General features: G+C 53.0%; 22 protein-coding genes. 3 read left to right on the top strand and 19 right to left on the bottom strand.

The window, feature by feature from the left end; genetic code table 11:
* Nucleotides 1–443: 443 nt before the first annotated feature.
* Both EAH74_RS10295 and EAH74_RS10290 read right to left on the bottom strand, forming a co-directional pair.
* Nucleotides 444–1,139 carry a VIT1/CCC1 transporter family protein gene (locus EAH74_RS10295; RefSeq protein ID WP_140678042.1) on the bottom strand — a complete coding sequence of 232 codons (696 nt, stop codon included), beginning with the start codon at nucleotides 1,137–1,139 and terminating at the stop codon, nucleotides 444–446.
* Nucleotides 1,140–1,593: 454 nt separating this feature from the next.
* Nucleotides 1,594–2,493, bottom strand: a complete 900-nt coding sequence (locus EAH74_RS10290; RefSeq protein WP_140678744.1) for a LysR family transcriptional regulator — start codon at nucleotides 2,491–2,493, stop codon at nucleotides 1,594–1,596.
* Between the two features lie 184 nt (nucleotides 2,494–2,677).
* Between EAH74_RS10290 and EAH74_RS10285 the strand changes: the two genes are divergently transcribed.
* Nucleotides 2,678–3,688 (top strand): zinc-dependent alcohol dehydrogenase family protein, encoded by a 1,011-nt coding sequence (locus tag EAH74_RS10285; protein ID WP_140678040.1) that lies wholly within the window; start codon nucleotides 2,678–2,680, stop codon nucleotides 3,686–3,688.
* Nucleotides 3,689–3,820: 132 nt separating this feature from the next.
* On the opposite strand, the gene EAH74_RS10280 is transcribed toward EAH74_RS10285, so the two are convergent.
* The 4 genes from EAH74_RS10280 to namA all read right to left on the bottom strand — a co-directional run bounded on the left by EAH74_RS10280 (nucleotide 3,821) and on the right by namA (nucleotide 7,205).
* On the bottom strand, nucleotides 3,821–4,204 hold the full coding sequence (locus tag EAH74_RS10280) for a nuclear transport factor 2 family protein (protein ID WP_140678742.1): 384 nt from the start codon (nucleotides 4,202–4,204) through the stop codon (nucleotides 3,821–3,823).
* A gap of 291 nt (nucleotides 4,205–4,495) precedes the next feature.
* Nucleotides 4,496–5,515 (bottom strand): alpha/beta hydrolase, encoded by a 1,020-nt coding sequence (locus tag EAH74_RS10275; protein ID WP_140678038.1) that lies wholly within the window; start codon nucleotides 5,513–5,515, stop codon nucleotides 4,496–4,498.
* 205 nt (nucleotides 5,516–5,720) lie between these two features.
* Nucleotides 5,721–6,104, bottom strand: coding sequence for a nuclear transport factor 2 family protein (locus tag EAH74_RS10270; RefSeq protein WP_140678036.1), 384 nt, complete (start codon nucleotides 6,102–6,104; stop codon nucleotides 5,721–5,723).
* Nucleotides 6,105–6,164: 60 nt separating this feature from the next.
* Nucleotides 6,165–7,205 carry an NADPH dehydrogenase NamA gene (gene namA / locus EAH74_RS10265; protein ID WP_140678034.1) on the bottom strand — a complete coding sequence of 347 codons (1,041 nt, stop codon included), beginning with the start codon at nucleotides 7,203–7,205 and terminating at the stop codon, nucleotides 6,165–6,167.
* Nucleotides 7,206–7,317: 112 nt separating this feature from the next.
* Between namA and EAH74_RS10260 the strand changes: the two genes are divergently transcribed.
* A complete protein-coding gene (locus tag EAH74_RS10260) occupies nucleotides 7,318–7,713 on the top strand; it encodes a winged helix-turn-helix transcriptional regulator (protein WP_140678032.1) in 396 nt (131 codons plus the stop codon).
* A gap of 439 nt (nucleotides 7,714–8,152) precedes the next feature.
* Here EAH74_RS10260 and EAH74_RS10255 read toward each other — a convergent pair whose 3' ends face one another.
* The 12 genes from EAH74_RS10255 to EAH74_RS10200 form a co-directional block, all read right to left on the bottom strand.
* Nucleotides 8,153–8,593 carry an SRPBCC family protein gene (locus EAH74_RS10255; RefSeq protein WP_140678030.1) on the bottom strand — a complete coding sequence of 147 codons (441 nt, stop codon included), beginning with the start codon at nucleotides 8,591–8,593 and terminating at the stop codon, nucleotides 8,153–8,155.
* Between the two features lie 22 nt (nucleotides 8,594–8,615).
* Entirely contained in the window at nucleotides 8,616–9,272 is a 657-nt protein-coding gene (locus EAH74_RS10250) for an NAD-dependent epimerase/dehydratase family protein (protein WP_140678028.1), read from the bottom strand.
* Entirely contained in the window at nucleotides 9,269–9,937 is a 669-nt protein-coding gene (locus EAH74_RS10245) for an SDR family oxidoreductase (RefSeq protein WP_140678026.1), read from the bottom strand. The genes EAH74_RS10250 and EAH74_RS10245 overlap by 4 nt, the downstream gene beginning before the upstream one ends.
* A gap of 69 nt (nucleotides 9,938–10,006) precedes the next feature.
* A complete protein-coding gene (locus tag EAH74_RS10240; protein ID WP_140678024.1) occupies nucleotides 10,007–10,393 on the bottom strand; it encodes a nuclear transport factor 2 family protein in 387 nt (128 codons plus the stop codon).
* 59 nt (nucleotides 10,394–10,452) lie between these two features.
* Nucleotides 10,453–10,833 (bottom strand): nuclear transport factor 2 family protein, encoded by a 381-nt coding sequence (locus tag EAH74_RS10235; protein ID WP_140678023.1) that lies wholly within the window; start codon nucleotides 10,831–10,833, stop codon nucleotides 10,453–10,455.
* Between the two features lie 72 nt (nucleotides 10,834–10,905).
* Nucleotides 10,906–11,649 carry an SDR family oxidoreductase gene (locus EAH74_RS10230; protein ID WP_140678021.1) on the bottom strand — a complete coding sequence of 248 codons (744 nt, stop codon included), beginning with the start codon at nucleotides 11,647–11,649 and terminating at the stop codon, nucleotides 10,906–10,908.
* Nucleotides 11,650–11,721: 72 nt separating this feature from the next.
* Nucleotides 11,722–12,825, bottom strand: a complete 1,104-nt coding sequence (locus EAH74_RS10225; protein WP_140678020.1) for an alkene reductase — start codon at nucleotides 12,823–12,825, stop codon at nucleotides 11,722–11,724.
* A 57-nt stretch (nucleotides 12,826–12,882) separates the two neighbouring features.
* On the bottom strand, nucleotides 12,883–13,464 hold the full coding sequence (locus EAH74_RS10220) for a TetR/AcrR family transcriptional regulator (RefSeq protein WP_140678019.1): 582 nt from the start codon (nucleotides 13,462–13,464) through the stop codon (nucleotides 12,883–12,885).
* Nucleotides 13,465–13,620: 156 nt separating this feature from the next.
* Nucleotides 13,621–15,366: a gamma-glutamyltransferase gene (gene ggt, locus EAH74_RS10215; protein ID WP_140678017.1), complete on the bottom strand. Its 1,746-nt coding sequence runs from the start codon at nucleotides 15,364–15,366 to the stop codon at nucleotides 13,621–13,623.
* Between the two features lie 186 nt (nucleotides 15,367–15,552).
* Nucleotides 15,553–16,812 carry a cation:dicarboxylate symporter family transporter gene (locus EAH74_RS10210; RefSeq protein ID WP_140678016.1) on the bottom strand — a complete coding sequence of 420 codons (1,260 nt, stop codon included), beginning with the start codon at nucleotides 16,810–16,812 and terminating at the stop codon, nucleotides 15,553–15,555.
* A gap of 113 nt (nucleotides 16,813–16,925) precedes the next feature.
* Nucleotides 16,926–17,351 carry a VOC family protein gene (locus EAH74_RS10205; protein ID WP_123364336.1) on the bottom strand — a complete coding sequence of 142 codons (426 nt, stop codon included), beginning with the start codon at nucleotides 17,349–17,351 and terminating at the stop codon, nucleotides 16,926–16,928.
* 118 nt (nucleotides 17,352–17,469) lie between these two features.
* The gene (locus EAH74_RS10200) at nucleotides 17,470–18,672 is read right to left on the bottom strand and encodes a pyridoxal phosphate-dependent aminotransferase (RefSeq protein ID WP_140678740.1); all 1,203 of its coding nucleotides are present in this window, start codon (nucleotides 18,670–18,672) and stop codon (nucleotides 17,470–17,472) included.
* Between the two features lie 101 nt (nucleotides 18,673–18,773).
* Between EAH74_RS10200 and EAH74_RS10195 the strand changes: the two genes are divergently transcribed.
* On the top strand, nucleotides 18,774–19,652 hold the full coding sequence (locus tag EAH74_RS10195; protein WP_129444019.1) for a LysR substrate-binding domain-containing protein: 879 nt from the start codon (nucleotides 18,774–18,776) through the stop codon (nucleotides 19,650–19,652).
* A 51-nt stretch (nucleotides 19,653–19,703) separates the two neighbouring features.
* On the opposite strand, the gene EAH74_RS10190 is transcribed toward EAH74_RS10195, so the two are convergent.
* Nucleotides 19,704–20,069, bottom strand: a complete 366-nt coding sequence (locus EAH74_RS10190) for a histone-like nucleoid-structuring protein, MvaT/MvaU family (RefSeq protein WP_140678015.1) — start codon at nucleotides 20,067–20,069, stop codon at nucleotides 19,704–19,706.
* Nucleotides 20,070–20,142 lie beyond the last annotated feature (73 nt).

The raw sequence follows: 20,142 nt of genomic DNA, 5'->3' as shown, positions 1-20,142 counted from the left end.
ATGCACCGTAGGCACGCAATGCTACTGCCCAGACCGTCGCTTCCAGCTCTGACTCTAGCTCCACTTGATTCTCACATCACCCCACCCGCCGAAAACACAACATATAATGGTAAAAAACGAAATAAAACCGATGAATAGCAATATGTGGATTTTTTTGAAAAAATTGACGGTATTTTGTATTCAAAGCATAAGCAGCAGCCCACGGCTGTAAGTAATGCGATTCCCCTTGGGCCCCCAAGGCCTGCGTTTCAGTTTCAGCTTCTGTTCCAGCTTTCAATCCTGTGGGATTAAAAAGCTAAAGAAAACAGAAGAAAAAACCGGCGGCATCCTATCGGATAAAGGTGTGTGGGGGCAGCGCTGCTTTTCTCTTGCCTTCAAATATATAAACCCTGTTCCATCCTTGTATAAAGGCCAGAATTTAATTCTGGAATCCGTTCCGGGTTTTATACTGTGGTTCCCAACAGGGTACCGACTCCTGCTGCCACCGCCATCGAAAGCGCACTCCAAAAAGTCACACGTAAAACCCCATTTTTAATATTCGCCCCGCCGACCTTGGCCGCCAAGCCGCCAAGGATAGCAAGGAAGACCAACGACGCGACGACGATGACTGGGATGAGATGTTCTTGTGGAACTACTACGACCACGAGTAATGGTAGTGCCGCACCTACGGCAAAGCTTAGCGCAGATGCAAGAGCAGCTTGTAATGGCTTTGCACTCATCGCATCGGTGATTCCCAACTCATCTCGGGCATGCGCCCCCAAGGCGTCGTGATCCATTAGTTTAGTCGCGACTTCTTTTGCAAGCGGCGCCTCAAGTCCTCGCTCAACATAAATTCCTGTCAGTTCACGATTCTCGCCCTTCGGATTTTCCTGAATCTCAATTCGCTCCGTCTCTAGGGCAGCCGCTTCCGTGTCGGCTTGGGACTGCACGGAAACGTACTCTCCAGTAGCCATCGACATAGCACCGGCGACGAGAGCAGAGACACCCGCTATAAGGATGCTGTTGTGAGTTGCGTGAGAGGCGGCTACGCCCAGAATCAGACTTGAAGTTGAAACGATTCCGTCATTGGCCCCCAATACGGCAGCGCGCAGCCAACCAATGTTGTCTATTGAGTGTTTCTCTTTATGATGCGCTGCCATTCTGGAATTCTCCGTGTGAAAAATTGCATTAGGTCGGGTCACTCTGGCGTCATGAGCACCGTGAGATTCATGTTGATGAACGGAGATCCAATCACCGTTAATGACTGAATCAACCGATTAAATTTCAGAAAGATGCTTTACGCTGCCAGCATGCCCCCAGAACATACCGATCACGGCAAAAAGCCATTACGATAGTACATCGTGTTTAACAAAAAAGGCCCTCGAAGGGCCTTTTGTACTCAAACCAAAAACACTTGGACAGCCAAGACTCAGCGGTCGCGGTGCCGTGCTCAGCTTCCATTACTCCCGCATTTGTATTGCCACTGTATTTCTTGAGACCGTGACGAACCGATTGGGTCGATTGCTGCCCGGTACACGGTAGTTGATGATCGTCCGCCCAACACATTTTACGGCAAGAACCTATCTCTATACCGAGTCGGCATACGGCTGCAGGTTAGTGAGATTTGAACCAGCTAGGGTGTAGCACTGGAAAATGCTCCTTTAACCAATCCACAAACGCATCCACCTGAGGTGCAAGATGTGTTCTGCTTGGGTACAGCACGGAAACCAGGCGAGGTTTGGGACGAAATGCTCTGAGCACTTCAACCATTTCTCCGCTTGCGAGGAAAGTCTCAACGGTAATTCCCGGCGCTTGAACAATGCCGAAACCTGCAACACCGCATTGAACGTAGGCATTCGACTCATTCACAGTGATACCACCATGAGGCGTATGTGGACGATCTTCACCGTCTACCGAAAAATGCCAAGGCAGCGGTCTGTTATTCTGACCAGAAAGGAAGCTGACACATCGGTGGTCTGATAGATCGTTTAGGGTTCTGAGTGGCCCGCAAGCTTGGAGATAACCTGGAGACGCACAGGTCACCATGGTGGCGGTGCCAATTTCTCTAGCTACCATGCTTGAGTCCGGGAGGTCACCGATTCGCAATGCACAGTCGATGCCCTCGGCTACGAGATCTACCGCACGGTCGGTCACGCCCAGCGAAAGCTCGATTTTGGGAAATGCCTCTGTAAATTTTCTCAGGTTTTCCATGAAGCTGTGCTGGGAAAATGCAGTGGGGATGTCAATGCGAAGCCGTCCCCGCAACGTCGATCCACTACGGTCGAACATGGAAGTGGCTTCTGCGATTGTTGCCAAAATCTCTTTGACACGCTCATAAAACCGCTCGCCCTCAGCAGTCAGTTTCACTTTACGGGTAGTGCGTTGGAACAGGCGGACACCCAGCGAAGCTTCCAGATCCTGAATGGTGCGTGTGACGTGCGGGCGTCCTGCCTGCATTGCCTCCGCGACTTTTGTGAAGCTTCCCAACTCAGCCAACTTGGCGAATACCTGCATCGACTGTAGAAGCTCCATAATTCTCTTTCTCGGGAAACATGATAACTGGATGATTGTTGCTGATCAGGATAACAATCCTGTAAGTTTCTGCACATTTATCTAGTGCCGCGAAATCTCAACAATGTCCTCAGCGTAAGGGAGGAGCTTTCCTCCCCTGCACATTCAAAATTGCTGGAGACTGAAAATGAAAGCGTGGCTTCTGAAAGATTTCGGATTGGACAATCTTGTGCAGGGGGAAGCTGAGACACCCGTGCCCACCGATGGAGAACTGCTGGTAAAAGTGGGGGCTGTATCGCTCAACTTCCGAGATAAGGCTATCGTTGACGGCATCTATGAGCCTCATATGGTGCCCAAGCCGCTAATCCCTGTAAGCGACGCGGCAGGTACTGTCGTAGCAGTCGGTGATGGCGTCAGCCGCTTCTCTATCGGAGATCGAGTTAACTCACACCTTTACTCACGTTGGTTGGATGGCATGCCAGGGCCAGATGAGCCTAACTACTGCTTTGGCTCGCCATTGCCGGGCGGGCTGGCGGAGTACATGATTATCCATGAAGACAGCGCGGTACGTGCTCCCGACAACATGTCAGATGAGGAAGCTGCGACCCTTCCAATTGCTGCTCTGACGGCATGGTATGCGCTCGTTGATTTCGGCCAGATCGAGGCAGGCCAAACCGTTTTGGTTCAGGGCTCAGGGGGTGTTTCTGTTTTCGCTGCACAAATTGCAACGGCACTTGGCGCCAAAGTTATCGTCACTTCCAGTCGAGATGACAATCTGCAAGCAGTGAAAAAACTGGGTGCTGTAGCGGGTGTAAATTATCGCACTAGCCCTGAGTGGGCAGAGGAAGTACTAAAGCTCACTGACGGCAAGGGGGTCGATCTCCTGCTGGATGTGGCAGGCGGGGATGGCATCAATCAATCGGTTGCAGCAACAAAGGCAGGAGGACGTATCGCACAGATCGGCTTCCTGACCGGCCAAACCTCTGCGCTGAACCTGATGCCTTTGATCTTCCGGCAAACAACGATTCGTGGCATCGCCGTTGCTCCTCGCTCCTCATTTGATCGCATGAACGAATTCTTGAATGAGCACAAGATTCGCCCGGTAATCGACCACGTGTATCCATTTGATCAAGCACGCCAAGCGTATGAGCACTTGGCCAGAGGCGCCTTTGGTAAAGTAGTAATCAAAATTTCGTAAGATCAAGAAAGGACTGGGTCATCCGGCGGTTGAATACCGACTCCACTAACTAAAGTCGATGGCTGTGATCGAAGGGTTCCAGCGCAGAAGCCCTAGATAGTCGAGCACAAAGCCGCCGGACGGCTCAAGTAATTAAGGCGCTACATGCGTTTGGAAAATCTTGCTAACCACAGTCCACTTACCTTCGACTTTCAGCAGATGGAAGAAGTCAGTGAAAGAGATGCCTGACATGTCGTTAGCGTCGATGCGAGCGCTAGCCGCGGTACCGACGATCTCGATGCGGACTATAGCGGCCTGTGCGTCAGGAGATGGACGGAAACCCTTGTCGATCCCATCGAACAGGATTGGAATCGCGCCGCCTGCCAGCTTGCCATCGGCGCCGACGCTGTACATCGTCGCATGCTCGTTGAAAGCGGGCTTCATGATACTGCTCTTGGCCTGCTTGCAACCCTCAATATACTTGTTAAGCACCTCAGTGATAGCTTGGTATTCTTCTACGTACGTAGGTTTGCTCACTGTTTTACTACTGACTTGTTGGTCACTCGGTAGGTTATCTGCTTGAGCAATCGCGCCCAAGCTCGAAATTAGGGCCACAAAAAACAAACTCTTGATAGAAGTAATTTTCATTTATTCACTCTTAATTTAATAAGGATTGCGATTATTGATTTATGCTCAATTGCAAAAAAAGCACAGCAGGTGTTCCGAAAAACTTTGGTGCTACTGTAGCTTCGCAATGAAATTAACGATGTGTTTTCAATAAAGAATTCCGCAGTTTCACCGTGACCTGCGGACTCTTTGTTTTTGAAACTACTTGCTCAGGCTGGTCTTGAGTTCTTGAGATGCCTGCTCGATCGCGGTGCGGGGCGCCGGCAGATGGCTGAATGCGTTCGACAGCCCAAAATCGTGAATCATGCCGTTGTAGCGTACCGACTTCACAGGTACACCCGCAGCGTCGAGCTTGCGGCCGTAAGCTTCAGCTTCATCGCGCAGGACATCGAATTCGGCAGTTTGGATCAGCGTCGGCGGCAAGCCCTTCAACTGCTCGGTTGTCGCCTGAAGCGGCGAAGCGTAAATCTGCTTGCGTGCTTCGGCGTCGAGTGTGTAATTGTCCCAGAACCACACCATCAAGTCCTTCGTCAGGAAGTAGCCGTTGGCAAACTCCTTGTAGGACGGCGTGTCAAAGTTTGCATCCGTCACCGGGCACAGCAACACTTGTGAACGCAGTGCTGGTGCGCCCTTCTCGTTCGCCATCAAGGCAACCACGGCTGCAATGTTCCCGCCTGCGCTGTTGCCAGCTACGGCGAGGCGTTTGCCGTCTACGTTGATCTCCTTGCCATGTTCGGCCACCCACTTTGTCGCAGCATAGGCTTGCTCGATGGCGACGCCGTATCCCGCCTCAGGCGAGAGGGTGTAGTTGACGAAGACCGCCACCGCACCCGAGCCTACCACTAGATCGCGCACCAGCCGTTCGTGGGTCGGGAGGTCGCCCAACACCCAGCCGCCGCCGTGGAAGTACATAAACGCGGGTAGGATTTTCTGATCGCTGCCGACCGGGCGCACGATGGTTAGTTTCAGGTCGCGGCCATTAACGCGGATCGTTTTCTCACTGACGTCAGCTGCCGGCAAGGATACTTGGGGGGCGGCCTGGGCAGCCACCAGCGCGGCGCGGGCCTCCACCGGCGTCATGGAGTCCAGCGTCTTGACGCCTTCAAGGGATTTCAAAAATTCTGCTACGTGGTGTTCAACGCCGTGCTGGTCGGCTGCAAGTGCATTACCAAGCGACAGCGTCACGACGGAAAGGGCGAAAGCGGAGGTGAGGATCTTCATGATCTTTCCTATGTATAGCCTGAATGTATGCATCATCAAATAGCGAGCAACTTTATTATCTGTTGCGGCTTCGATCCGGCGGTCGAAGGCAAAGTCTTCAAGGCTGTGTGCCGGACGTACAGTTCCGCCGACGCCCGGCTGCAAAAGAAAACACAGCAGGCATGCAGTGCAGCCTCGTCGCCGCGCGCTCAAGGAAGATAAAGCCTCAAGGGGCGAAGTGGGTGTGGAAGATCTTGCTGATTACCGTCCACTGAGCATCGACTTTTAGCAGATGGAAGAAGTCGGTGAAGGAAATGCCAGACATGTCGTTAGCGTCGATGCGAGCGCTAGCCGCTGTACCGACGATCTCAATGCGGACGATGGCTGCCGGTGCGTCAGGAGATGGGCGGAAACCCTTGTCGATCCCATCGAACAGGATTGGTATAGCGCCGCCGGCCAGCTTACCGTCGCCATCGACGCTAAACATCGTTGCCTGCTCACTGAAAGCTGGCTTCATGATGCTGCTTTGGGCCTGCTTGCAGCCCTCAATGTACTTGTTCAGCACCTCGGTGATGGCTTGGTATTCTTGTACGTAAGTCGGTTTGCTCATGTGTTTACCCTGCTTCATTGGATTGCTATTGATCACTGATTTGATTTACGCAGAAAAGCTTCAGGCTTTGGTATCAAGCCAGACAGATCCATAACGTGTGTAGGCCTCAGGAATCTCTATGACTTCCCTCAGATCATCTGCTGCGGTGCGCACCCAGAATGGATCGCGAAGCATTTGTCGCCCTACAAACACCAGATCAGCTCGACCGTTTTGCAAAATTTCTTCGGCCTGGCGCCCACTCTGGATCACACCCACAGCCCCCGTGGCAATGTGCAGCTCCTTACGCAGTAATTCAGCCGCAGGTACTTGGTAACCTGGGTAGGTCTGCACCTTTACCATCTTGATTCCACCGGAACTGCAGTCGATCAGGTCGACACCCTGCTCTTTCATCCAACGACCATATTCAAGGAACGATTCAGGCGTGTTTCCACCTTCGGCGTAATCAGAGCTAGATATCCGAACGAACAGAGGACGATCTCCCCAATGCTTTTTGACTTCCTCCAAGACTTCGCGCAGGAAGCGATAGCGACGTTTGGCATCACCGCCATACTCGTCGTCGCGCGTATTGGCCAGTGGCGAAAGAAACTCACTCAGCAAGTAACCGTGCGCAGCATGGATCTCAAGTACATCGAATCCGGCGTCGCTGGCACGCCGTGCGGCATCGCCATAGAGCTTCACCAAACCCGGAATTTCATCAGACGCGAGTTCGCGAGGAACAGGGCTGGTTTCCGTGAACGGAATCGCCGATGGCGCGATGTGAATGAGATTGGGCAGGTCAGCATTGCGCCCCGCATGGCCGATCTGAGCGCCGGCTTTTGCACCAAAACTGTGAAGCAGTTCAGTTAGTGCTTTCAAGCCGACAACGTGTTCATCGCTCCAGATACCGAGGTCACCGGCTCCGATACGACCGTCAGCCTGAATAGCCAACGTTTCGGGAAAAATCAGCGCCGCCTGACCCAGAGCACGAGCTCCATAATGAACGCGGTGCCATTCAGTGACAAAGCCATCATCCGCTGCCATGTGCATGCACATAGGGGACATAACGACGCGGTTTTTCAGTTTAAGGCCTTTAATTTCATGGGGCGAAAGCAGCAAGCTCATCAAGCAGATTCCATAGTGGTTAATATGGAATCATGCTAACTTACACAGCACTTGCGTGTAAGTACGCACAATTATGTGCTGTAGGCACACTTTCTATACCGTGGTGATAACAGTGAAAAAATGTAACCCTCAGGATGAAATTGAGGCCTTCGCTTGTCCCGTCGCGTTTACTGTCGATGTCATTGGTGGAAAGTGGAAATCGCTCATACTGTTTCACCTGATGTCAGGAACGAAGCGCTTCAACGAACTGCGACGCCTAATACCAGATATCACTCAGAGGATGCTGACACTCCAGCTGAGAGAGCTGGAGGTTGATGGGATTATTCATCGCGAAATCTATCGCGAGGTGCCGCCAAAGGTGGAGTATTCGCTGACAGAATTAGGTAGCTCTCTCGCGCCTTTGGTGAGTGCCATGCGGGAATGGGGAGCTGTGCATGAGCGTAAAATTTTGGAACTCAGGCGCTCTGCGGTGCCGGTAAGTTCGGTCGCCTCCTGTTCCAGCATTTGATCGTCGGGCCTTAGCCTTGATACGCCCTGGCGTGATCGGCGACCATCACAACGAATTCCTTCTCGCCAAGCGATTGCTGGTGGCAATCTTGGGCTCGAAGGGCCTCTGCTGCCCAAGCGATGGCGGCTTAACCCGGCGCCCAACATACCCAGGCGTTGCTTTATGTGACCCTAACGCCCCAGCCCGGTGTGCATTATCCTGCCAGCCGAACGAGTGGTCTGAGTTTTTAATCTTTGTACTGACGTCACGCAGGCTACGGCCCGCCAGAGTTCCAGCAATGCACTTGGTTAAATAAAACACCCTGATCGAAACCCGGGTGTTCAGCGATGGCCGCAGTAAGTCAACTTAGCTGAATGTCATCAGCTTCCAAGGGCCCTTTTGCATTCAAGTTTAGAATGCTTGCCTAGCCAAGACTGGACGTGTCAATTCCTTTAAATCTTTAATGCCGGATTAGAAACAACTGAAGACTATTGTGGCCATCCACGATCAGTCCTCGTATGAGTTCCTGGTAGTGGTCTGCTGTATTCAAATCTTGCAGGTCAAAGCTTGCAGACCAATTGATGAACGTCTTGGACTGTCCCGTAAGTGAGACCAATTTCACAATGGCGAGATAGTTATCTAATGGTAACGGGGACTCCTCGAAGCGATAGCACAACGTTAGATTGCGATCATCCACCGTTAACAAACGCTCCCTGACAACCGCGCCATCGGCCAGGGTGAGCTTGCGAACACAACCGACCAATCCGTCAGGCTGGTTATCCTCAATACTGCTTTCGACTATAGAGGGATGCCATTTATGAATCTCTCCAAATTTTTTCAACAGGCTCCAAGCGTGTCCTGTATCGCTGTCCAACACAGCGGAAAACTCAACCATAGGCATTGTGTATCTCCCTTCAAATGATCTATTTGTGAAAACAGCTAACTCCGGCTCCAATGCAGCACTCGGAGGTGATTATGTGAACACCCGGTCTGTGCTCAAGGGCTGATTCGAGCAACACCTGGGCGATTCGCGACGCGGGGTTAAGTTGCCAGCGAACGGGTAACAATCTCCCCACCAGGCCCAGTACCACTACCAGTGCTCGCTCACCCAACCGCAGTTCGTCGCGCGTCCCACTGATGACGCCGGGCCTCACATAGGTGAGTGATGCAAAACCAAGCCCTGTAAGAGATGTTTCCAACTCGCCCTTTACCCGGTTGTAGAAAAAACTCGAGTTTGGGTTCGCCCCAATGGCCGAGTTGAGAACATATATTGAGGTGCCATTCATTCTGGCAAAGCGCGCTACATCCAACGGGTACTCGTAATCAACAAGCCGAAAAGCGTCTCTCGATCCAGCGCGCCGCATCGTCGTGCCCAATGTGCAGATCACGGCATCCGCCCGCCACCAGTCGACTGTTTCCGGTAGATTGTCGAAGTCGGTTAGAGGTGCATGTAACTTGGGATGCGCTGCACGCGCACGACGAGTCGGCGCAACCACAAGGCTGATACGTGGATCGTCGAGCGCCTGTTTCAGAACCTCGCGTCCAACAAGCCCCGTAGCGCCAACCAAAACCAACTTCATTGTAAGCAACGCTCATGACCAAGCCTGCGAACCGCGTCGGAGACTGGCGTGTCACCCTGAGTGAGTTCGATAATGACCCGACTCACCTTGGGCTGATCGATCAACTCGGCAAGTGTCGTTGCCACGTCATCTTTTGAAACTTCACCGTAAGGAATAGCGACGTCAGCACGGATTTTGCCAGTGCCGGTGTCATCCAGAAGCGTTCCTGGGCGCACAATCACCCAATCCAAACCCGTCCCCACCAAGTGAGCATCAGCTCGTTTTTTCACGGCAATGTAATTTTCGAAACCTTCGGATACCGGGCTACCACGCAGCGCATCGGGGAAGGCCGAGACCAGAATGAAACGCCGGACACCTGCTTGAATGGTTGCGGCCACTGCCAACTCCAATCCCCGCCCATCAATCGCATTGGTCAGATCCATACCTGCGCCGCTCGCACCTGCAGTGAAGACCACGGCATCACTGCTCGACATAAGCTGCGCCATTTGCCCTGATTCAAGCTCCAACAAATTGCCTTCTATGGGCGTCGCTCCCAAATCCGCAAGATCACTCCCCTGCTCCGGGTTCCGATGCAGAGCAAATGCTTCGTGACCTCGCCCGACGAGTTGCTTAACCAATCGCCGCCCCACTTTGCCAGCGGCGCCGATAATGAAAACCTTACTCATGATCGCTTCTCCATTTGACGATGAACGAGCTCCGATCCCGCCATTGATTCAACCGGGATCGGTGAACGCTCAACCTTCGAACTGGTGATAAACCTTGGCAATTACCTTCCAGGTGCCGTCGATTTTGATCAAGGTCAGGTAGTCGTTGTAGTCGGCACCGATAGCATCCTTTTCCATATCGACACGCACCACGGCTGTCGTGGGTGTGATCGCCAGTATGTCGAGCCGAGTTGTAATTTCTGGGGCACTGCCGTTCTTCTGAATGAAATCAAACAGATTCTTGATCGGGCCGCCAAGCAGCTCGCCATTTGTGAAACCGTACATCACGGCGTCTTTATGGAAAGCTTGCGCAACGCCTTCTGCACTGCCCACACGCAGACCTTCAACGTACTGATTGGCGGTAGCGATGACAGCGTTGTACTCGGAAGTCGGTACTGCCTTGGTATTCTTTGACATGGTTCTCTCCTTTCAATAAGGGCGAGGCACAACACACCTCGCCAGAGGCGCTCGAGTGCTCAAGCGCTCGGATGGGTGTGGTAAATCTTGCTGACAATCGTCCACTTGCCTTCTACCTTCAGCAGGTTGAAGAAGTCGGTGAAACGAAATCCCGAAACGTTGTCGGTATCGACGCGAGCACTGGCGGCAGTGCCCACGATGTCGATGCGAACGATCGCGGCTTTGGCTTCGGGAGATGGGCGGAAAGAGTTGTCGATGACGTCGTACAGATTCTGGATCGCGCCGCCGACGAGCTTGTCGCCGTCGACCCCAAACATCGTCGCTTGCTCGTTGAACGCGGGCTTCATCAAAGCGCTGTCAGCCTTGGCACCGCCTTCGTTGTATTGGCTAAGCACGTCGACGATCGCGTTGTATTCTTGGACGTAAGTTGGATTGCTCATGATGGACTCCTGATTGAAAGATTTTCCGATTACCCATCAGGTCTGGATGGGCGCAGCATGGCCAACCAACGATCACCAGTCTTGGCGTGTAGGCGAGATAATCAGATCGTTGACGGTGACGTTTTCCGGCTGATTGAGCGCATAAATCACGGCACGAGCGATATCGTCGGGCGCAATGGCAATCCGGTTCAGTTCCTGAGCCGCCTTACGCCCTTCGGGGTCGCTGACCTTGTCCGCCCAGCCGGTATTGATGACGCCGGGACTGACGGTGTTGACGCGGATACCATGCTGCACGCCCAACTCCTTTCGCATGGATTCGGTCATGGCCTGGACGAAAAACTTGGTAGCGCTGTAAACACCCGCCGCCGGCCCAACCTGGTGACCTGCGACAGAGTCCATGTTGAGAATCTGCCCGGACTTCTGTTCCAGCATGAAAGGCAGTACCGAAGCAGTAGCGTTGAGGTAGCCCTTGATGTTCACATCGATCATCTTTTCCCAATCCTGCACGGCCAGATCGACCCAGTTGGAAAAGAGCATGAGACCGGCGTTGTTGACCAGAATGTCCACGGCGCCATAAGTATCCTGTGCAAACTTCGCGAGAGCTTTGGTTTGATCCAGATGGGTGACATCGGTAGTGAACGCGACCACGTCGCTACCTGCCACACGCAGCTCGGCAACGAACGATTCAAGCCCTTCCTGATCAAGTGCTGCTGCCACGACGCGGACGCCCTGTGCGGCCAATGCGCGGGTGGTGGCAGCACCAATGCCGGAAGACGCGCCAGTGACGATTGCTACTTTGCTTTGCAGATAATTCATGCGTAGTACCTCATTACGGTGAATGCTGTTGCGACGGACTTCCCCCGGGCCTGGCTGGCGCAAGGGCACGACTCAGTAGCTTGCCGTTGGCCAATCGGTGTAGCCCTTGGCACCTCCGCCGTAGTAACTCTCGCGCGGAGCGATAGTGAGCTCGGCACCACGACGCAAGCGTTCTACGAGGTCTGGGTTGGCAATGAACAAGCGACCGAACGCTACCGCGTCGATCCGACCTTGCGCCCGGCGCTCAAGTGCCATATCCAGGTCATAGTTGTTGTTGCCAATGAACGGCCCTTCGAACTGCGCACTCAGCGCGTCCAGATCCACACCTTCGGGAACGGTACGAGAGGTGGCGGTGGCGCCTTCAACGAAGTGCAGATAGGCCAAGTTGAACTTGTTGAGCTGCTGAATCAGGTAGCCATAGGTCGCCATGACGTTGCTGTCAGGAGGGGTATTGCCTGCGTCAGGAGTCACCGGCGAGAGGCGGATGCCAACCCGGTCACTGCCCCAGATCGCAACCACTGCTTCGGTGACTTCGAGGGTCAGCCGAGTCCGGTTCTCGATGGAGCCGCCGTACTGGTCAGTGCGCTGGTTGGTGGAATCACGCAGGAACTGGTCGAGCAGATAGCTGTTGGCAGAATGGACTTCCACACCATCAAAACCGGCTCGCTTTGCATTTTCTGCCGCATGCCTGTACTGCTCGATGATCCCCGGGATCTCTGAAGTCTCAAGCGCCCGAGGCATGGACACTTCGACCATGCCATTGTTGGTGTAGGTGGTACCTTCGGCCTTGATTGCCGAGGGAGCTACCGGCGCCTCACCGTTTGGCTGTAACTCGACGCTGGAGAAGCGGCCTACGTGCCATAGCTGACTGACGATCTTGCCGCCTGCCGCGTGTACAGCGTCAGTGACTTTTTTCCAGCCTGCCACCTGTTCTTCCGACCAGATACCAGGCGTCATCGCATAGCCGCGGCCCTGAGCAGAAATGTTCGTGGCCTCGGCGATGATCAGACCTGCGCCGGCACGCTGGGCGTAGTAAGTGGCATGAAGCTCATTGGGTACGCCGTCATCTCCCATTCGGCTGCGTGTAACAGGGGCCATGACAATACGGTTTGCCATCTCAATGGCGCCCATCTGCACGGACGAAAAAAGGTCAGTGTTACGTCTGCTATCAAGCATTCTAAATACCTTTATTATTAGACCGGTCGTCTAGATTGCCAGTTAAATAAAACGCCCCTATGCAAGCAGGCGTTTACTCGTGATCAGTGAGGTTTCAAAAGGGGCCGTGGTCTGCTTGACCTTGACCAGCAGCGAGGCGCCAAGCCAAAGCTGATACAGCGATTCGGCCAATATCGCCGCGTCCAGGGTCGGCGAAATGGAACCATCTGCCATGCCCTGCTCGACACAGCGCGTGATGCGCTGAATGATCAGCGCGGTGCCCTCCTCCAGCACCGCACGCATGTCTTCCGACAAGTCGCAGACTTCAGCACCCAGTTTCACCACAAGGCATTTCTCCTCGGGGTGATCGAACGCTTGCGTCTTTGCCCAGTAACGCAGATAGCCCAGCAGCCGCTCAGCTCCGGTTCCTTCTGCGGCCATCACGATATCGACACGACCGATGTACTCTTGAAAGTACTCTTCGAGCAGTGCTTGGCCGAATTCTTCTTTCGAGCGGAAGTAGTGATAGAACGACCCTTTAGGTACGCCAGCGGTTGTCAGCACTTCCGACAGCCCCACGGCGGTGTAACCCTTGTTGGTCATCAGCGACTTCGCTACATCGATGATGTGCTGCCGCATGTCTTGAATAGGTTTCTTCATAGGATAGGAAGCCTACAGAAAACTAGACCGGTCGTCTAGAAGAGTTTTCCCGATCTAGAAATCTGCTATCCCTCAAATCGCCAAGTCTCACCTCAGTGCCCGACGATGGAAACGGAAACCGTTGCTCAGATCGAGTTATTTGTTAGGAATGACGAATTATTTGACCAGCATCGTTACTCCCCTCCCCCTTGGGTCTGTCACCGGCTCCGGGATACCGCCATCCACCTTGATCGCCTGGATATCACCATTGAAGCCCTGATTGACTAGGTTGTAGCCCTTGGCGTCGAGATCCCTGGCCAACTGCCCCATAATCGGAGAGTAAGGTTCCCAAAAAATTGTATTTGCCGGCAGCAATTGATGGTGAAAGCGCATCGCGCTCACTGAATCTTTCAGCGGCAATTTGAAGTCATAGATATTGCTCACCACCTGAAAAATCGACGTAAAAATTCTAGGGCCACCCGGCGTGCCGATGACCAGCGCGACCTTTCCGTCCTTCAGAAAAATGGTCGGAGACATCGAGGAAAGCGGTCTCTTTCCGGGTTCAATCGCATTGGTGTCATTACCGACAACCCCCATCTGATTAGGCACTCCGGCAAGGACTGAGAAGTCATCCATCTCGTCGTTGAGCAGTATTCCGGTTTTATTGGCAACCACTCCAGACCCGAAGAAGCCATTCAATGTGTAGGTGTTGGATACCGCGTTCCCCCATTTGTCGACAACCGAAAAATGAGTCGTTTCCGGTTTTTCCGGGAAGGTAATGTTCAAGCCCGCGATTACTTTGTTGGTATCTGAGGGCGCCGAAACACTCACTTCCGCCGCACGCCGCAACAGGTAATTCCCATCCAGCAACTGCCTTACCGGAACCTTGTAGAAATCGGGATCGCCCAGGTATTGAGCTCGGTCGGCAAACACTCGCTTTTCGATTTCCGCGACCAGATGAATGTACTCTGGCGAGTTCAGCGGCACGCCACGAAAATCCGCGCTGCGCACTTCTTTCATCTTCAATAGTTGAACCAGAGCGATCCCACCGGAACTGGGCGGTGGCGCGGTCACCACCTGGAGGCCATTCCAGTTTGCTTGTATCGGCTCTCGCCAAATTGCCTTGTAGTTCCGCAGGTCGGCTTCGCTGATAAGTCCGCCATGTTCCGTCATATCAGCAACGATCAGTTCGGCTGTCTTGCCGGAATAAAAACCTGCAGCGCCGTACTTCGCGATTCGTTTCAATACCGTTGCCAGTTCAGGCTGCTTAAAGATCATGCCCGACTGCAACGTACCAAAATGCTCAGAGAAATTGGTTTTACCAGCGAATCGCTGCTGGTTTTCCGTTGCCGCCAAACCGGCTAGCATTTCATTAACTCGAAAGCCTGCATCTGCATAGTGGATTGCCGGCTCGACCAGCGCCTGCCAGCTGAGCTTGCCAAGACGCTGATGGGCTTCCCACAGGCCGGCGACCGTGCCTGGCACGCCCACGGCCATGTAGCCAAGCACGCTGCTTTGGGTGTTATCAGCAGGGATCACTCGACCATTGCCGGCGACGAACATGTCCTTAGTCGCCTTGAGCGGTGCCCGCTCGCGGTAATCAAGGAAATAAGGCTTACCCTCGTGATAGATCGTCATGAACCCACCACCGCCAATGTTGCCAGCTTCCGGATAGGTGACGGCTAAAGTGAATGCAATGGCCACCGCCGCATCGATGGCATTGCCACCTTTGGCAAAGATGGCTCTAGCTGTTTCAGCCGCATAACGATCAGGTACTGCCACCGCAGAATGGGTCAACAGATGCGATTTAACAGTGTTGCCTGAAGTGGCCTGAGCATTTCCCACAGCCAGGAAGCTGGCAAGTAAAACCGCACACAACAAAGCAAACTTACGATGTGAATCGGGAAAGGATTCTTTGCGCATAAAGCACCTTATTTTTTATTAGTAATCGGCAGCAAAACGCGGAAATCCGAATTGATGCAGCTAAGAAAAAACCTAACTGCACAGATCAGAACCCGGCAAAGAGAACACACATGAAAACTTAATGTTGAACAACGAAAACAGGAAGAGCCAAAGGCTTTTTATGGCCGTTGGCTCCTCTCTGACTAGCTATGCTTTCTCTGCTACCAACTCAGCTCTTGAAGGCTCAAGGGCCGCCTTTTCCCATTTGGCAATTACCAATGGTGCGATTGCATTACCCAGTACGTTCAGCGTGGTTGTGCCGCTATCAATAATCCTAAATATCCCTGCAATAAGCGCTACCCCTTCCAATGGAAGACCGGCAGACGCCAACGTCGCAGAAAGAATAATGATGGCAAATCCAGGTACCCCAGCAGCACCTTTGGAGGTAAGCACCATTGTGACCACCAGCAGAATCTGCTGAGAAAGCGACAGGTCGATACCATAGAGTTGAGCGACAAAAATCGTAGCTACCCCAAGGAAAATCGATGCGCCATCCAGATTGAATGCATAACCGACCGGAACCACAAAACTGACGATCCGGCGCGGAACGCCATAGCTCTCCAATTTGCTCATCAACTGCGGCATAACCGCTGCTGATGCGGCACTCGAGAACGCTAGGATAAGCTCATTTCGGAAATACTTGATCAGCTTGAAAATGTTCTCACCGATCAGATAGCAAATACCGCCGAGCACCACTAACGCAAACACAATCAGCGCCAAGTAGACCACACCAATAAGCTTGAGCAAGGGCAATAGCGAGGCAAAGCCAAAGGTCGCAACGGTAGCGCCGATCATGCCAAATACGCCTATTGGCGCGTAAGCCATGACGATTGAGACGACTTTGAACATCGCATCAGAAAACCCCTGGACGACCGCGACTACTGGCGCGCTTTTCTCCCTAGGTAGCGAGTTCAATGCCATGCCGAACAGCACAGCGAAGAACAATACCGACAACAGCTTCGCTTCCGACATCGCTACAAAAACGTTGTCAGGGACGATGTTCTGCAAGATAACGAGGGCCCCCTTAGAAGGCTCCATGGTGATCGATGCGGTGCTGTGCGAAATTCCCGAAATATCAGTGCCCGTTCCGGGCTCGAAAATATTCGCGAAACACAACCCCATAACAATGGCCAGCCCTGTAATCGCAAAGAAGTAAGTCAACGACTTTACGCCCATACGGCCAAAGGACTTGTTATCCCCGCCTCCTGCAATGCCGAGAATCATGCAACAGAACACAATCGGAACAACAACCATCTTCATCATCTTGATGAAGATATCGCCAAGTGGTTTCAGAATTTCAGCACTGACCCACGATTGATATTGCGGATGTGTATTGAAGTACCAACCGACGAGCACGCCAAGCAAAAGCCCGGCAACTATTTGCCACACCAAGGGAATACGTTTCATGTCTAGCCTTCTTGTTGGAATGAAAGGACTGCGTACATGGCAGTTGCTAGAGTCATGAGCTTCCAGCTCACTTGAAATCAAATGGCACAACAATGTTGTGCCAAGTACCTTTATTATTTTGCGAAGAGTTGGCTCATGTCCTTAAAGGCCTTGAATTCAAGTGCGTTACCGCATGGGTCGAACAGGAACATCGTAGCTTGCTCGCCAACCTGCCCTTTGAAACGAATGTACGGTTCAATAACAAACTCAGTGCCGAAGGACTTCAAGCGTTCTGCCAGTGCCTCCCATTGCTCCCAGCCCAAAATAATGCCGAAGTGAGGAACTGGCACGTCGTGGCCGTCTACCGGGTTGCTATGGACACTCTCTTGCGAAGCAGTCTTTGGATGTTCATGAATAACCAGCTGGTGGCCGTAAAAGTTGAAGTCGACCCACTGTGTGCTGGAACGACCTTCTTCCAGTCCAAACACTTCACCATAAAAGGTGCGTGCTCCAGCGAGGTTGTAAACAGGGATTGCGAGGTGGAAAGGAGAGAGGCTCATCAGAACTCCAATTACAGTATTTTTGTTTGTGAAAAACGGAACAGCGTATTAATGCCGCCCAACGGTTCTGCGCACCACCCACAACCTTTAGCGTTTTGGGCGGAAGAGAATTCAATAATTAGCTCAGTTGCTCGCAGGCCAAACGTATGCGCACACACGCCTGCTCAAGCTGTTCAGTGGATGTCGCAAACCACATCCGAAAATATCCTTCAAGACCAAATGCGCTGCCAGGCACTACCGCAACTCGCGCCTGCTCAAGCAAATAGCGGCAAACATCCGTGTCATCGCTTAGCAACCGCTTAGCAGGTGTTTGGCGGTTGATCAGGCCCTCACAGGAAGGGAACAGGTAGAACGCACCCTCTGGTCGACGACAGGTCAAACCTGGAATGGTCTCGAAAGCACCTAGGCAGAGGTCGCGCCGCTGGCTGAAAATTTGATTTCGGCTCTCTAAAAAACCTAAAGGCCCGTCCAGCGCTGCCTGCGCCGCCGCTTGTGCGATGGAGCAAGGGTTGCTGGTGCTTTGCGACTGCAAAGTGGACATTGCGGCGATAAGCTCTCTCGGGCCTCCCGCAAAGCCGATACGCCAGCCCGTCATGGAATACGCCTTTGAAACACCGTTGACGGTCAGGGTTCGGTTGCGCAGTGCCGGCACCTGAGCCGCAATGGTGTTGAATCCCCAGCCGTCGTACCGCAGGTGCTCATAGATGTCGTCCGAGAGCACATACACCTGCGGATGCCCCAACAAGACGGCACCCAGTTGTTTCAGTTCGATTGCGGAGTAGCCAGCACCGGTCGGGTTGCTCGGCGAGTTCAAAATGACCCATTTCGTGCGGGGGGTTATTGCGCGTTTAAGCTGAGCGGCTGTGATCTTGAAACTCTGGTTTTCCGGGCAGCTCACTTCCACTGGAATGCCACCGGCTAGCCGCACCATGTCCGGATAGGAGACCCAGTAAGGCGCGGGGATGATCACCTCATCGCCATGGTTCAGGGTCGCCAGCAAAGCATTGAAGATGATCTGTTTGGCGCCCGTGCCGACACTGATTTCTGACGAGTCATAAACAAGGCCATTTTCGCGTTCGAACTTGCGAACAATGGCGGCTTTCAGTTCCGGCGTACCATCGACATCAGTGTATCGGGTCAGGCCTTTGTCGATCGCAAGCTTGGCAGCCGCGTTGATATGATCGGGCCTTGGGAAGTCTGGTTCGCCTTGCGACAGGCCGATGATATCCACGCCTTGGCGCTTCAGATCCGCCGCTTTTCGAGTGATGGCAAGCGTCGGTGAAGGCTTTACAGCTTGCAGAAGATTCCCCAGCAGTTGCATACCCTGACCCTTATTGTTTTTGAGGATGGGGCCATCGTAGAGCTGCAAGCCGAGTAAAAAAATCAATATATATTTCTTAGAAACACAATTATTATTTGTGAATGATCAAAGAACTCAAAACACTGATTGCCGTAGCACGGGAAGGCACTTTCGCCGCCGCCGGCAACAAGATCGGTCTCACCCAGGCTGCAGTAAGTGCCCAGATTCAGCGTCTGGAGGCTGAGCTCGGCTTCGAGATATTCGACAGAAAGGGACGCTCGGCCCACCTCAATAGAATGGGCCACCAGACACTCCTGCAAGCGCAAGAGCTGCTTCGCCTTTACGACAACCTTGGCTCCACCACAGTGGGACTTCCTGCCAGCGTCCTGGTGAATATCGGCGCTATCGCTTCCGTCCAGCGCTCCTATTTACCGGACGCCTTAGCAAAGTTTCACCAACAATGCCCGCAGTGCCGAACACGCGTAATTCCAGGCTTGTCGATGGGACTGGTCAACCTTGTAGATGCCGGCGAAATTGACATGGCAGTCATCATTCGCCCGCCCTTCTCTCTGCAAAGCGATCTGCGGTGGACGACCTTGGCGCTTGAGCCCTATCGCTTGATCGTTCCGCGCGATGTACCGGGAGAAGATTGGTCAAAACTACTTTCCAGCCAACCGTTCATTCGGTACGACCGATCATCCTTCGGGGGAAGGCAGGTAGATCGCTTCCTACGGCAGATGCATTTCACCTTACGTGAAGTCTGTGAGCTGGATGAACTGGAGGCCATCATCAAGCTGGTGGAAAATGGTGTAGGTGTAGCGCTAGTGCCGCAGACAGCACCCCATCAGGAATGGCCAGCAGGTGTACGAGCGCTCGACCTTGGTCAGCACACCTTCCACCGTGATATCGGGCTTGTGCATAGATCTCGGCAGACCTTTACCGAACCGGTGCGGATACTTGCCCAGCTTATAAGCGATCAAGTAAAGATCGGTTCCGAATAAATTCCTGACAAAAAAAGGCCCTCAAAGGGCCCTTTTGTACTCAAAACAAGATCACTTGGTCAGCCAGGACTCGACAGTGTCGGAGCCGTATTTCGCTTTCCATTCCTTCAGCGTTTTGTGGTTGCCGCCTTTGGTTTCCACTACTTCGCCAGATTCTGGATTTCTGTAGACCTTCACCTGGCGTGGCTTTCTCGTACCGGATTTTGCCTCGGCAGCTGGTGCGCGACGACCAGCCTTAGGGTCTAGCAAGTTGATCACGTTCGGCAGGCTGTAACCATATTCGGCGAGCAAGGCGCGCAGCTTTGTTTCAAATTCAATTTCTTTCTTCAGGCCAGCATCGCCCTTCAAGGCTTCAAGAGCCTCAAGTTGCTCGGCGAGGTGTTTTTCCAACTGACGAAATTCTGCAAGCTTAGACATGGCCAATCTCGATGTAATTAGTCTCCTAACAGTACACCAAACAGAGATGTGCATGAAGTGGCGACAAGAGAAT

It is taken from the genome of Pseudomonas mandelii, from assembly GCF_006438925.1.
GTDB classification, from domain to species: Bacteria; Pseudomonadota; Gammaproteobacteria; order Pseudomonadales; family Pseudomonadaceae; genus Aquipseudomonas; species Aquipseudomonas mandelii_C.
This window is presented reverse-complemented; position numbering and strand designations above follow the sequence as displayed.

Coding starts and splice junctions, on each gene's coding strand:
- EAH74_RS10290 (WP_140678744.1), bottom strand. CDS start 2,493: ATGCAGGTATTCGCCAAGTTGGCTGAGTTGGGAAGCTTCACAAAAGTC.
- ggt (WP_140678017.1), bottom strand. CDS start 15,366: ATGCGCAAAGAATCCTTTCCCGATTCACATCGTAAGTTTGCTTTGTTG.
- namA (WP_140678034.1), bottom strand. CDS start 7,205: ATGAGCTTGCTGCTTTCGCCCCATGAAATTAAAGGCCTTAAACTGAAA.
- EAH74_RS10250 (WP_140678028.1), bottom strand. CDS start 9,272: ATGAAGTTGGTTTTGGTTGGCGCTACGGGGCTTGTTGGACGCGAGGTT.
- EAH74_RS10205 (WP_123364336.1), bottom strand. CDS start 17,351: ATGAGCCTCTCTCCTTTCCACCTCGCAATCCCTGTTTACAACCTCGCT.
- EAH74_RS10255 (WP_140678030.1), bottom strand. CDS start 8,593: ATGCCTATGGTTGAGTTTTCCGCTGTGTTGGACAGCGATACAGGACAC.
- EAH74_RS10220 (WP_140678019.1), bottom strand. CDS start 13,464: ATGAAGAAACCTATTCAAGACATGCGGCAGCACATCATCGATGTAGCG.
- EAH74_RS10270 (WP_140678036.1), bottom strand. CDS start 6,104: ATGAGCAAACCGACTTACGTACAAGAATACCAAGCCATCACCGAGGTG.
- EAH74_RS10285 (WP_140678040.1), top strand. CDS start 2,678: ATGAAAGCGTGGCTTCTGAAAGATTTCGGATTGGACAATCTTGTGCAG.
- EAH74_RS10225 (WP_140678020.1), bottom strand. CDS start 12,825: ATGCTTGATAGCAGACGTAACACTGACCTTTTTTCGTCCGTGCAGATG.
- EAH74_RS10235 (WP_140678023.1), bottom strand. CDS start 10,833: ATGAGCAATCCAACTTACGTCCAAGAATACAACGCGATCGTCGACGTG.
- EAH74_RS10240 (WP_140678024.1), bottom strand. CDS start 10,393: ATGTCAAAGAATACCAAGGCAGTACCGACTTCCGAGTACAACGCTGTC.
- EAH74_RS10210 (WP_140678016.1), bottom strand. CDS start 16,812: ATGAAACGTATTCCCTTGGTGTGGCAAATAGTTGCCGGGCTTTTGCTT.
- EAH74_RS10275 (WP_140678038.1), bottom strand. CDS start 5,515: ATGAAGATCCTCACCTCCGCTTTCGCCCTTTCCGTCGTGACGCTGTCG.
- EAH74_RS10195 (WP_129444019.1), top strand. CDS start 18,774: ATGATCAAAGAACTCAAAACACTGATTGCCGTAGCACGGGAAGGCACT.
- EAH74_RS10245 (WP_140678026.1), bottom strand. CDS start 9,937: ATGAGTAAGGTTTTCATTATCGGCGCCGCTGGCAAAGTGGGGCGGCGA.
- EAH74_RS10190 (WP_140678015.1), bottom strand. CDS start 20,069: ATGTCTAAGCTTGCAGAATTTCGTCAGTTGGAAAAACACCTCGCCGAG.
- EAH74_RS10230 (WP_140678021.1), bottom strand. CDS start 11,649: ATGAATTATCTGCAAAGCAAAGTAGCAATCGTCACTGGCGCGTCTTCC.
- EAH74_RS10295 (WP_140678042.1), bottom strand. CDS start 1,139: ATGGCAGCGCATCATAAAGAGAAACACTCAATAGACAACATTGGTTGG.
- EAH74_RS10200 (WP_140678740.1), bottom strand. CDS start 18,672: ATGCAACTGCTGGGGAATCTTCTGCAAGCTGTAAAGCCTTCACCGACG.